Below are 11920 nucleotides of genomic sequence, written 5' to 3' on the forward strand. Positions count from 1 at the left end.
AAAAAGGGTTCACATGGGAACAGTGTCTAAGAACAGGGGCATGTCTTGTGTGGGTGTCCGTAAAACGGGTACTACACTAATTCGCGTGTCCACTGTTATGGGTACATTATACAATGAGTTCATTACTTCTAAACTGGTAAGCGGTGCAATGGATGGACTGACACGTCATAATGTAAAGGAAGAAGATATTCAGGTAGCCTGGGTGCCAGGTGCTTTTGAAATCCCGCTGATCGCGTCCAAAATGCAAAAAGTGGAAAATATGATGCTGTGATCTGTGTTGGTGCAGTGATCCGTGGAAATACCAGCCATTATGATTATGTATGCAACGAGGTTTCCAAAGGTATTGCATCAGTGTCATTGGAAACAGGAGTTCCGGTATTATTCGGAGTACTTACAACAGAGAATATCGAGCAGGCAATTGAGCGCGCAGGTACAAAAGCAGGAAATAAAGGCTATGACTGTGCACTCAGTGCCATTGAGATGGTAAATTTAATAAAAGAACTTGAGGCTTAAATAGAGCCAGGGCCAAAAAATGAAACCAGCTCACGAAAATCGAAAGGCAATGGAGCTTCCAGTGAGATAAATTCATCTTTGAAAGGATGCTGAAAAGAAACTCTCCATGCATGAAGTGCCGCACGTTTGAATGGATGTTGCAAGCATGATACTGGGGCTATATCTGCATCCTTATTAGGTGACTGTTTTTCAGTAATATTTTTTTCATACAACGAATCCCCAAGAAGTGGATGCCCAGTCGAAGACATATGGACACGGATCTGATGGGTACGTCCGGTGTCCAGTTTAAGTGTGACAAGTGACCAATCCTGACTGGTAAAGAGAGTATGATAATGAGTAACTGCTGTTTTGATTTTTCCTGATAATACAGAGGAATGTAAGGAAAGATCAGCAGCAGTTTTCATTTTCAGATGATTCGCAGGGTCCTGTATCAGCGGCAGATTTATGGTATGCCAGACATCAGGGGCATCTACAGGCAAAGCACCGGATACAACAGCAAGATACTGCTTATGGATCTTGCATGGAGACTTTACAGATTGAAGTCTCGAAGCAGCCACCTGATTCTTGGCAAAAATCACAATCCCGGAAGTTTCCTGATCCAGCCGTCCTACTGGACGGACGCAGACAGACTCATTTTTCTCTCGAAAGTAATCGGCAACAAGATTGGAGAGACTGTCTGCATAATGTATTCCTGTCGGATGCGTAACCATTCCCGCCGGTTTATTAACTGCCAAAATATCTGTATCTTCATATACAATATCCAGAGAAAGAGAAGCTTCGGAAACTGGAATTGAAGCTTTATCACAATGAAGGCCTGCTTGAGTTTTACTACCGATTTTGAAATTATAATTTTCAAGATGTGCAGAAGCAGTCTGCGCTTCCTCCAGACAAACACGGATCACATCACCGGGATATGCTGTCTCAGTCACACGACAGCGTATCCCGTTTTTTGTAATCCCATCCAGTCGAAACTTCGCCTGACTGATCTGTCGTTTCGTAAGTCCTGCATTCTTTTTCAGGAATGCTTCAATTTTAATTTCTGCAGTTTGTTCATCTATTCTAAATTCCAGATATCGTTCCATCTTGATGATTCCTTTGCACAATTAATCGTATGGATAATTATTGCCATATTGTTTATATCCGTTTCACTGATGTCAGAGTTGGATAAATATTAATATATTGATATTACAGGTCAAAAAATAAACTGTCAATGCAAAATTATGTCGACGTAATGCATAAATATAATGAAGAAAAATTACAATTGTGCTATGATAATATAAGAAACAAACTATGAAAGCGGGGAAGAAAAAACTATGAAATACTTAATCATCGGAGCCGGCGGAACCGGCGGCGTTACCGGATATTATATGAAAGAAGCAGGCAAGGATGTAACTCTGATCGCCCGAGGCGAACACCTGAAAACAATCCAGGAACAGGGCCTTACCTTAGAAAAAATGTGGGACAAAACCGAAGAAACGATCACCATCCCGGCTACAGACATGGAACATTACACAGACCATCCAGACGTAATTTTTGTCTGCGTAAAAGGCTATTCCCTGGATGAAACTATTCCATTTATCAAACAGATCGCAAAGAAAACAACCATTGTAATTCCGGTCTTAAACATCTACGGAACCGGCGGAAAGATGCAGAAACAGCTTCCTGAGCTCCTTGTAACAGACGGATGCATCTACGTCTCCGCAAACATCAAAGAACCAGGCAGACTACTCCAACACGGCCAGATCCTGCGTATCGTATTTGGTGTGCGTGACAAAGCAGAATCCAGACCAGAACTGAAAGAAATCCAGAAAGACTTCTGCGACAGCCACATCGATGGAATCCTCTCCGAGAATATCCGCCGCGAAACTCTGGAGAAATTCTCCTACGTTTCCCCAATCGGTGCAGCAGGGCTCTACTACCACGCCACAGCCGCAGACTTTCAGAAAGAAGGCGAAGCCAGAGAACTCTTCAAAACCATGATAAGAGAAATCACCGCACTCGCAGAAGCCATGGGAGTCCCATTCCAGAAAGACATGGTAGATGTAAATTTAAAAATTCTCTCCAACCTAGCACCGGAAGCAACCACATCCATGCAGAGAGATATCATGGCAGGAAAACAGTCCGAAATCGACGGATTAGTCTATGAAGTAGTAAGAATGGGCGAAGAATACCACGTTCCGGTACCTGCATATAAGAAAGTGGCAGAGAGTCTTAGAACTCTGGTAAAAAAATAATAGAAGAAAGTGGGATGGTGTACAAATTAATACCAGAAATAGAAAACATTACTTTTAAGAACAATAAGTTTTTGATGCAGGGGATATCAATATTATTATAAACAAATTTATTGAAATAGATAAAATGATATAAGGACCTGAAATCAGATATGAATCTAGGGAAAGCAAAAGAATTTGTTGTCTGATATTTGGAACAGTACAAAAAAAGGGATGCGAATTACTCGCATCCCTTTCATATCACTTGGACAATTTAATTTCTTGGAATTATAACTGAGGACCAGCAGCAACAAGTGCTTTACCAGCTGCGTTTCCTTCGTATTTAGCAAAGTTCTTGATGAATCTTCCAGCAAGATCTTTAGCTTTCTCTTCCCACTGAGCTGCATCAGCATATGTGTCACGAGGATCAAGGATACCTGTGTCTACACCGTTAAGTTCTGTAGGAACTTCGAAATCGAAGAATGGAATCTTCTTAGTAGGAACATTAAGGATATCTCCGTTAAGGATTGCATCGATGATACCACGAGTATCTTTGATGGAGATACGTTTTCCTGTTCCGTTCCATCCTGTGTTAACGAGGTAAGCTTTAGCTCCGCTCTTTTCCATCTTCTTAACAAGTTCTTCTGCATATTTTGTCGGATGCAGTTCAAGGAATGCCTGTCCGAAGCAAGCAGAGAATGTAGGAGTCGGCTCTGTGATTCCACGCTCTGTACCAGCAAGTTTAGCTGTGAATCCAGACAGAAAATAGTACTGAGTCTGCTCTGGTGTCAGGATAGATACTGGAGGAAGTACTCCGAAAGCATCTGCGGACAGGAAGATTACGTTCTTAGCTGCCGGTGCAGATGAAATCGGGCGAACGATATTCTGAATGTGGTTGATCGGATAAGATACACGAGTGTTCTCTGTTACGCTCTTATCAGCGAAATCAATCTTGCCTTCAGCATCAAGTGTTACGTTCTCAAGAAGAGCGTTACGTTTGATCGCATTGTAGATGTCCGGTTCGGAATCTTTGTCAAGGTTGATAACTTTAGCGTAGCATCCACCTTCGAAGTTGAATACGCCGTTGTCATCCCAGCCATGTTCGTCATCACCGATCAGGAGACGTTTCGGGTCTGTGGAAAGAGTAGTTTTACCTGTTCCGGAAAGACCGAAGAAGATAGCTGTGTTCTCGCCGTTCATATCTGTGTTTGCAGAGCAGTGCATGGAAGCCATACCTTTTAATGGAAGGAAGTAGTTCATCATAGAGAACATACCTTTCTTCATTTCTCCGCCGTACCATGTGTTTACGATAACCTGCTCTTTAGTTGTGATGTTGAACATTACAGCTGTTTCAGAGTTCAGGCCTAATTCTTTATAGTTTTCAACTTTAGCTTTGGAAGCGTTGTATACAACGAAATCTGGCTCGAAGTTTTCAAGTTCTTCAGCTGTTGGCTGGATGAACATATTTGTTACGAAATGTGCCTGCCAAGCAACTTCAACGATAAAACGGATAGCCATACGAGTATCTTTGTTAGCTCCGCAGAATGCATCTACTACGAAAAGTCTCTTGTTGGAGAGCTCTTTCTTAGCGATCTCTTTAACTGCTGTCCATGCTTCCTGAGTTGCAGGATGGTTATCGTTTTTGTACTCGTCTGTTGTCCACCATACTGTATCTTTGGAGTTCTCATCCATAACGATGTATTTGTCTTTAGGAGAACGTCCTGTGTAGATACCTGTCATAACGTTAACTGCACCAAGTTCGCTGACCTGACCTTTTTCAAAGCCTTCAAGCTCTGGTTTAGTTTCCTCTTCAAATAACATTTCATAAGAAGGATTGTAGACAATCTCAGTTGTTCCGGTAATGCCATACTTGCTTAAATCGATTTTTGCCATCTTACGTTTAACCTCTTTTCTTCGTTAATGAAAGTGCCTGCTTAAACAGGCTTTAAGATACCTTACCAAAAAAGCGAATAATTATCGCTTCTCTTTTTCTATTATACATATTTAACGTGTAAAATCAACAGCATTTTTCCGTTTTTTGATTTTTGTTAAAGATTTATCAACAATATTTCACATAAAATTCTGAAATTTTTAGAACAGGTATGTAAAATTATTATGCCGGCGATATAGGAATGGTATTCGTGGATATGATAATATTTTGTTTATATAATGTGTTAGATTTTGGCAGACTAAGTTTAAACGAATCTGGAAGTATCCTGTTTCAGTTGCGAAGATTTGTCCGACTGCAATTATTTATTCAGGGAGATGGCAGTTGTATGACAAATTAATACATGGTAAAATAGGAAGAAATTCCGAACAAAAAGAAGGAGGCCGGGAACCTCATCGATCCCCGGCAAAAGTATGAAAAAGAAAAAGTTTTATTTGCAATTACTCTTTGCTCTGTACAAGTAATAATATAACCGGAAAATGTGAGAAATATGTGGTGAGATTTTGAAGAAATTGTGAAATTATGGTAAACAGACAATGAGAAAAGGCAGCATAATTTTTACATATATTAAAGAAGAAAAGGAAACAGACTATGAACATTCAGATTTTTGGAACAAAGAAAAACTTCGACAGCAAGAAAGCCGAACGCTACTTCAAAGAACGCGGGATCAAATATCAGTTTATAGATATGAAAGAAAAAGGCTTAAGCAAAGGCGAATTCAACTCCGTCTGCCAGGCAGTAGGCGGCTATGACAAACTCATAGACACCAACTGCAAGGACAAAGACCTTCTGGCGCTGATCACTTACATCGCAGAAGAAGACAAAGCAGAGAAAATCCTCGAAAACCAGAACATCATCAAAGTCCCTGTTGTAAGAAACGGAAAACAGGCAACAGTAGGCTACCAGCCAGATGTCTGGAAGAAGTGGAATTGATGTAGATTGAATTTTGTTACTGTTCACTCGCTACTATTCCGCGAGGTGTTTTGGCATGAAAATGCCAAAATCCCGAGACATACGGCGCGAATTTATGCGATTAGCATAAATTCTGTGCATCGCGAAGCGTGTTACTGAGAACGGAGTGAACAGTAACTGAATTTTGAGTTTACTGAAGTTTTATAATTGATGTACTACTCAAAATAAGAATCCTATGCTATAGTTCGAGAAAGAAGGGAGGAAACAAAATGGCAAATGTATTTGATACAGCAAAGTATATTCTGGAAAAATCAGGAACAATGTCTACAATGAAACTCCAGAAATTATGCTATTATTCTCAGGCATGGGCGCTTGTCTGGGACGATTCTCCTCTATTTAATGAAGACTTTCAGGCATGGGCAAATGGTCCTGTATGTCCGGAACTGTTTTTTAAGACAAAGGGAAAATATTCTGTCAGTGCAAAAGATGAAACAGGCGGGGAAGAGAATCTTACTGATGATCAGAAAGATACAATTGACAAAGTGCTGGAACATTATGGAATACATGATGCACAGTGGCTGAGTCAGTTAACTCATATGGAAGATCCATGGATGAAAGCAAGAGAAGGTGTCCCATCTGGAATGGGATGCAATAATATAATTACGAAAGAAAGTATGGCATTATATTATGGCGGCCTCTAAGAAAAACAAGCAAATCAGACCGAGAGAAATTCCCAGGGGAAAAAGTATTGCTCAGGGCGGAAACCCTGAGCAATATTATTCAGAAAATCCAGCCTGGTCTTTTGCAAATTCAGATCAGGAGATGTGGTCATTTTCACAGGAACATATAGGAAATGTAATTTGGACAGAAATATTTCCACGTTTAAAATCTTTTGAAAGTCAAACATGGAGCGAGATTCTTGTTAAAGATGAGAAACAAAATCATTCAATTATCGTGAACGATCTTAATAAAAGCGCTTAAGATCGTTTGACATCAAAATATATAGAAGCGGAATCGCTGATATCACTACGACTTACTGGAAATCACAGACTTTATGGATACATGACAGGACGTGTTTTTAATGTGTTGTGGTATGATGATAATCATGGTGATAACAATGCTTGTGTGTGCAGGTCTTATTTAAAGCATACATGATTTTGGACTTGACTTTATCAGAAAAAATAATATAACTATATATAAAGAGTTGTAATGTAAGACAGAATTCCGCTGTTTCATTTTTATGATCAGTGATAACAGATGAGCTGACTACTGGCAGCAATGATATAAAATCTAATTGTATTCTTTATCATGACTGTCAGATAGTCAGCTTATTTTATTATACACATATGAGAATTGTAAGTGAAACGGGCACTTTTCTAGATGCAGGAAACAAGAACTATATACAGGAGATAACAAAATGGCAAAGATTAAAATCATAAAGAAAAACAATGACTGCAGCATGGAATACGAAGTAGGCGATATTTTCGAAATCGCAGGTACCTGGTACGGCGGTGTCCATATCAATGGTCGCTCTGGTATCCCGGTTTCTCTGGATAAAGAGGAATACATGGAACTCAACACCGAACCAGAAGAACCAGACAACACCGAAGATGAGAATACATCAGAAGCACCGGAACATGATATCCGTGTAGGTGATATCGTCCAGCATTTTAAAAGAGAATGGGTATCCGCGGACACCTCTGAATATCTCTACAAAGTCCTGGCAGTAGCTCATCACACAGAAAACGGTGAGAAGTTGATGATCTATCAGGCACTCTACGCACCTTTCAAAATCTGCGCCAGACCATACGATATGTTCATGAGTGAAGTAGACAGAGAGAAATATCCTGATATTAAGCAGAAATACAGATTTGAAAAAGTACAGAAATAAAATGCAAAAAGTTCAGGATAATACACTTGCTCTGGAATGAAAACAAAATTTACCAGAAAATCTAAAAAGGAAAAATCCAAAAAGACACAAAATCGACATAAACAGAAGATAAAATAACAACACAGTACAGAATCTTTGTAGTTACTGGTTACAAAGTAAGCAGGAAATCTTTGGATAACGATATATACAGTAAGCTGAAGAACAAAGAAGAGAAACTGGCAGTAGTCGGTCTGGGTTATGTAGGAATGCCGCTTGCTGTCGCTTTTGCAGAGAAGTTTCAGGTAACCGGATTTGATACAAACAGCGACAAAATAGCGCAGTACAAAGATGGCAGAGACCTCCCCCATGAAGTAGGAGATGAGAAACTTTCCAAAAGCCAGGTATTCTTTACAGATGATGAAAAGAATATCCAGGACGCTGTCTTTATCATTGTTGCAGTCCCAACCCCGATTAACGGAGACAAAACACCGGACCTTACTCCAGTGATAGAAGCCAGCAGGACAGTCGGTCGAAACCTGAAAAAAGGAGCAATCGTCGTATATGAGAGCACCGTTTACCCGGGTGTTACCTGCCCGGATATCCGTAACACAAAAGTAATGGATGTGATCAACAAACTGCGCGAATACGATATTGAGCCAAAAGTAACAGATCCGCAGGCAGACCCACAGATGGTAAAGAATGCATACGGAATTGATCTGGTACCATTAAATGAAGTAAAGAATGCCGACTGTATCATACACGCAGTATCACATAAAGAATTTGCAGAGCTTGGAACAGAAGGACTGCTGAGCTTGTTCAGACAGGAAACGGATACTGATTCGAGCACTGCTGACAGGCAGAAAACAGATCCGGCAGAAAAAAGTTCTCACGGCAGAGTCCTCATTGATGTAAAAGGTCAGTGGCCGGTTCAGGAACTGGAGAGCGCAGGTGTTACAGTGTGGCGTCTATAAAAGAGAAAAGAACCCGAAGTTATGTCCTGATCGTTGTGCTGGTAGGACTGGTTATTATCGCAGCAGGAATCTGGGCAGTATACTTCAGAAACAAGTCCTATTCTTCGGACGCAACTGCATACGTTGACGGAAGAATAGAAACTGACGGAAATGAGATAGATAAGGCATATGAGAAATTCTATTCCACAGACCCGTCAGGTGTAATTCAGGATAATACAGAGTCCAAAGAAAATAAAATCGCTATTCTATTTGTCGGAGTTACAAAGGAAGCAGACATCAATAATGAAATCCTCCAGATAATCGAGAAAAGCGGTGTGAAAGCTTCTTTTGCATTATCTTCCGCAGATGGAATGGAGAACGAAGATTTTGTAAATGACCTTCTGACAGATAACTACGAACTGATCAGTAATGGAACCAGTGGCGAAGGAAATGTACATAACAGAACTTCCAGAGAGATGATCGAGACAATGCTTCGATCAAGAGAAAAACTCTCCACAATGGCAGATGTACAGGTTCCATATATTTACTGCAGCAGTACGAAACTCACCAGCGATATTTTACATGCGGCAGCAGTAAGTGGATATGATGCAATTATAAATGCGGATCATGTGCTAGATGCTGACAGCTTCCAGAACCAGTCGGATGCAGAAAGTTATCTTGGCAGTATTTCCGGAGAGACGATCCTTGTGGTAAATCTTCGGGGAATTACTGAAGCAATCCAGAATGAAGACAGCATTACGGCACAAAGCTATATCTGACAGAGGATAATGAAAACATTGACAATATCTGTATTGTAGCGAAACTTCTGAATATCAGAGTAATCTGCCCGGAGAATCCGGAAACTGCGTCCGCAGGAGCCTTGTATCTGATCGATGTCGCAGATCTGACAGATAAAAATATTATAGAAAAAGATATCTCAGATTTGCAGGAGAAAGCATCCAAAGCGGAACTTACAGTGACAGATATAAAATCTGTCATGGATGAAGCCGGAAATATTCCTGTACTGTCAGCCGAAGAAATTAGTTCCATGAGAAAGAAGAACGCTCACCAGACAGTAGAAACTCAGATTTCTGTATCAACAACAGAGAGAGCAATGAGCTTCGTATTTTACGGATTCAATCATAAATCAGCAGTACTGGATGCAGCAGATCTGGTAAAAGAACAAAATGGAAAAGCCACATTCTTCATTACACTCACAGAACTTATGTCATGTCAGACTGAAATCGAACACATTATAGAAGACGGACATGAGATTGGCATTTCCTACAGGGTATCCGCTGATTATCCTCAGACATTTGACTCTGTAGTCAATTATATAAACAGCTGGAAAACATATGTGAAGTGGAAATATGGAATCGATTCTTCCGTGATCTTCATGCCTTCCGATTCCGCAGAAGAAGAAACAGAAGAAGCTGCAAATGTCAGCGGATGCAAGATCGTGGGAAGTACATTCCGAGTCGTGAAGAATGATGACAAGATGTGATCAATTATTATGAAAAAGGAACCGCACTTCCGGACAAAGCTTTATTTCTCCTGTTTGAGGACGGCCGCAGGGATACAGCTCTTTTTGCAAGAAAGATCCTTGAAAAGTACAATTACAAAGCAACCATCCTCAGCTATGCAGATAAATTTGAAGAAAAAGATCCGAAGTTCCTGTCCACAAAAGACCTGAAAGAACTGGTAGACAGCGGATTCTGGGAACTTGGAACCAATGGCTACCGACTTTCTTATATCAACAGTTATGACCGTTACGATCGTTTCCTCGGTCAGATGACAAGTGATGAATTCGTAAGAGTCAACCAGTATCTGGGAAGAAACTATAACCATTATCTCATGGACTATATACGTGACGAAGACGGCACTCCGATAGAATCAAAAGATGCCATGGAAAGCAGGATCACGCAGGATTACCGCTATATGGAACAGATTTACAGCAGTGAATTTGGCTATGTACCAAAAGTATATTGCATTATGCATTCGAATACCGGCAGATTTGGAAATACTGAGAGTGTAAGCGAAGCCAATGCGGAGAACATCGAAGACCTCTTTTCTCTCAACTTTAACAGAGACGGTTTTGCTTTCAACACAAAGGACTCATCCATGCATGATCTGACAAGAATACAGCCTCAGGCATACTGGAGCACCAATCACCTTCTTATGCGAATCTGGGATGACCTTCCGGACGAGCAGAAAGAGAATATTGAATTCGTGACAGGTGATGGAAAACGTGCAGAAGAAGCGGCAAAGGCATGGACATTAGAATCCGGCGCGGCAGAATTCAAGAAAGACAATATTATCTTCACCAGTCTTCCGGAAGGCGAGGGCATCCTCAATCTGAAAGACTCTGAGACAGAAGATGCAGAAATTTCCGCTGAACTTCAGGGAAATAAAATCGGTTCCCAGACCATTTATCTGAGAGCAGACGAGAAACATCAGACATATATTTCCGTAGCACTTCAGAATAACCATCTGGTAGTGGCAGAGAAGAATGGCGGATCAGTTGACACACTTTTTGAAAAAGACCTCCATGATCTTACCGATGCCAAAGACAGAATATCTGTAGAAGAAGACAAGAGAGATTCTCTTGCAGCAGAATTCAATATGCGCGGCAGATTTGCAGACAGTGCCGCAGACAGCCTGGTATTCTATCAGGCAGCCAAAGATGCCGAAAAACAGAAAACAAAATCTGTTGCAGAAGGTGCTGAGGAATATGTTCCGGATATCCAGATCAATGAACTGGGAGATACTGAAATAAAGATCACTCTCAAAGGCCAGGAACTTCATGTACTGATCAACGGAGAAGATATCACCGGAGCAGTCGAAGTCTCTGTACAGGGAAAAGGACTGATCAGTCTCGGAGCAAGCTGGGGCGGATGGGGATACAGCCAGAGAAATGTCGCAGATGATGTCTATGACGGTGTCTTTAAGAATCTCGCGATAAAGGAAAATGACCAGACTGTCTTTGACAACAGCCTTCACGGAGGCGAGAAACTGCTGGATACGGCAGGAACTGAGTTTAATAAGATTTTGAACTGGTTTATTGAGAATTTGTGATAAATAGAAACAGTATTGTGATTACATGAATCAGATCAACTGCTCAGGCAGATAATTTTATCCGTCTGAGCAGAAAATTAAGATATGATATGAGGAAAGAAATGAAATATCATAGTTTGAAAAAGACAGGAATCCTGACAGTGCTGGCAGCAGTCTGCTTTTCACTTCCCGGGTGCGGCGGCACTGAAAAAAAGTCTGAGATTTCAGAAACAGTTTCAGATTTACATGATGACAGCGCAGAAAAAGAGATCAGCAATCTGGCAGAGGCATCGGATGAACTTACAGTCTGGAGTGCATACTGGGACTGCGAGGATGACATCGACACTTTGAAAACAGAAGCAGACAAAAAAGACCTGGACGTTCGCATCATCCTTGAACCTTCAACACCTACAGACGAACTGGATTTCCCACAGGGAGCATCCTATGCAGTCATGTGCTACAA

General features: G+C 40.9%; 11 protein-coding genes and 2 pseudogenes. 11 read left to right on the top strand and 2 right to left on the bottom strand.

All coding sequences use genetic code 11. The features are described from left to right. Positions 1 to 97 precede the first annotated feature (97 nt). Positions 98 to 513: pseudogene (gene ribH, locus ACTNES_RS15970) on the top strand (6,7-dimethyl-8-ribityllumazine synthase). On the opposite strand, the gene ACTNES_RS15975 reads toward ribH, so the two are convergent. Further along, positions 510 to 1595 carry an RluA family pseudouridine synthase gene (locus tag ACTNES_RS15975; protein ID WP_173721116.1) on the bottom strand — a complete coding sequence of 362 codons (1086 nt, stop codon included), beginning with the start codon at positions 1593 to 1595 and terminating at the stop codon, positions 510 to 512. The pseudogene ribH and the gene ACTNES_RS15975 overlap by 4 nt on opposite strands. A gap of 231 nt (positions 1596 to 1826) precedes the next feature. On the opposite strand from ACTNES_RS15975, the gene ACTNES_RS15980 reads away from it, so the two are divergent. Then, entirely contained in the window at positions 1827 to 2747 is a 921-nt protein-coding gene (locus ACTNES_RS15980; RefSeq protein WP_441040089.1) for a ketopantoate reductase family protein, read from the top strand. Positions 2748 to 3011: 264 nt separating this feature from the next. Here the strand turns inward: ACTNES_RS15980 and pckA are convergent, their stop codons facing one another. After that, on the bottom strand, positions 3012 to 4616 hold the full coding sequence (pckA, locus tag ACTNES_RS15985; RefSeq protein ID WP_291807432.1) for a phosphoenolpyruvate carboxykinase (ATP): 1605 nt from the start codon (positions 4614 to 4616) through the stop codon (positions 3012 to 3014). A 646-nt stretch (positions 4617 to 5262) separates the two neighbouring features. Between pckA and ACTNES_RS15990 the strand changes: the two genes are divergently transcribed. The 9 genes and pseudogenes from ACTNES_RS15990 to ACTNES_RS16030 form a co-directional block, all read left to right on the top strand. Next, positions 5263 to 5604, top strand: coding sequence for an arsenate reductase family protein (locus ACTNES_RS15990; protein ID WP_291807429.1), 342 nt, complete (start codon positions 5263 to 5265; stop codon positions 5602 to 5604). Between the two features lie 248 nt (positions 5605 to 5852). Beyond that, a complete protein-coding gene (locus ACTNES_RS15995; protein WP_291818342.1) occupies positions 5853 to 6284 on the top strand; it encodes a Panacea domain-containing protein in 432 nt (143 codons plus the stop codon). Continuing rightward, entirely contained in the window at positions 6271 to 6564 is a 294-nt protein-coding gene (locus tag ACTNES_RS16000) for a hypothetical protein (RefSeq protein ID WP_320813674.1), read from the top strand. Before ACTNES_RS15995 ends, ACTNES_RS16000 begins: the two co-directional genes overlap by 14 nt. 436 nt (positions 6565 to 7000) lie before the next feature. Beyond that, the gene (locus tag ACTNES_RS16005) at positions 7001 to 7474 is read left to right on the top strand and encodes a DUF1653 domain-containing protein (protein WP_119243976.1); all 474 of its coding nucleotides are present in this window, start codon (positions 7001 to 7003) and stop codon (positions 7472 to 7474) included. Between the two features lie 170 nt (positions 7475 to 7644). Continuing rightward, complete coding sequence (locus ACTNES_RS16010) at positions 7645 to 8424, top strand: UDP binding domain-containing protein (RefSeq protein ID WP_320813673.1); 780 nt, start codon at positions 7645 to 7647, stop codon at positions 8422 to 8424. Then, positions 8412 to 9182, top strand: a complete 771-nt coding sequence (locus ACTNES_RS16015) for a hypothetical protein (RefSeq protein ID WP_320813672.1) — start codon at positions 8412 to 8414, stop codon at positions 9180 to 9182. Before ACTNES_RS16010 ends, ACTNES_RS16015 begins: the two co-directional genes overlap by 13 nt. Before the next feature lie 101 nt (positions 9183 to 9283). Then, a complete protein-coding gene (locus tag ACTNES_RS16020; RefSeq protein WP_291818350.1) occupies positions 9284 to 9907 on the top strand; it encodes a hypothetical protein in 624 nt (207 codons plus the stop codon). After that, positions 9904 to 11478 (top strand): glycoside hydrolase, encoded by a 1575-nt coding sequence (locus tag ACTNES_RS16025; protein WP_441040090.1) that lies wholly within the window; start codon positions 9904 to 9906, stop codon positions 11476 to 11478. The genes ACTNES_RS16020 and ACTNES_RS16025 overlap by 4 nt, the downstream gene beginning before the upstream one ends. 101 nt (positions 11479 to 11579) lie before the next feature. Next, positions 11580 to 11920: pseudogene (locus ACTNES_RS16030) on the top strand (hypothetical protein); the annotation flags it as partial.

This window comes from Blautia sp. HCP3S3_D9 (assembly GCF_052063845.1).
Taxonomy (GTDB): Bacteria; Bacillota; Clostridia; order Lachnospirales; family Lachnospiraceae; genus Blautia_A.

Coding starts and splice junctions, on each gene's coding strand:
- ACTNES_RS15975 (WP_173721116.1), bottom strand. CDS start 1,595: ATGGAACGATATCTGGAATTTAGAATAGATGAACAAACTGCAGAAATT.
- ACTNES_RS15980 (WP_441040089.1), top strand. CDS start 1,827: ATGAAATACTTAATCATCGGAGCCGGCGGAACCGGCGGCGTTACCGGA.
- pckA (WP_291807432.1), bottom strand. CDS start 4,616: ATGGCAAAAATCGATTTAAGCAAGTATGGCATTACCGGAACAACTGAG.
- ACTNES_RS15990 (WP_291807429.1), top strand. CDS start 5,263: ATGAACATTCAGATTTTTGGAACAAAGAAAAACTTCGACAGCAAGAAA.
- ACTNES_RS15995 (WP_291818342.1), top strand. CDS start 5,853: ATGGCAAATGTATTTGATACAGCAAAGTATATTCTGGAAAAATCAGGA.
- ACTNES_RS16000 (WP_320813674.1), top strand. CDS start 6,271: ATGGCGGCCTCTAAGAAAAACAAGCAAATCAGACCGAGAGAAATTCCC.
- ACTNES_RS16005 (WP_119243976.1), top strand. CDS start 7,001: ATGGCAAAGATTAAAATCATAAAGAAAAACAATGACTGCAGCATGGAA.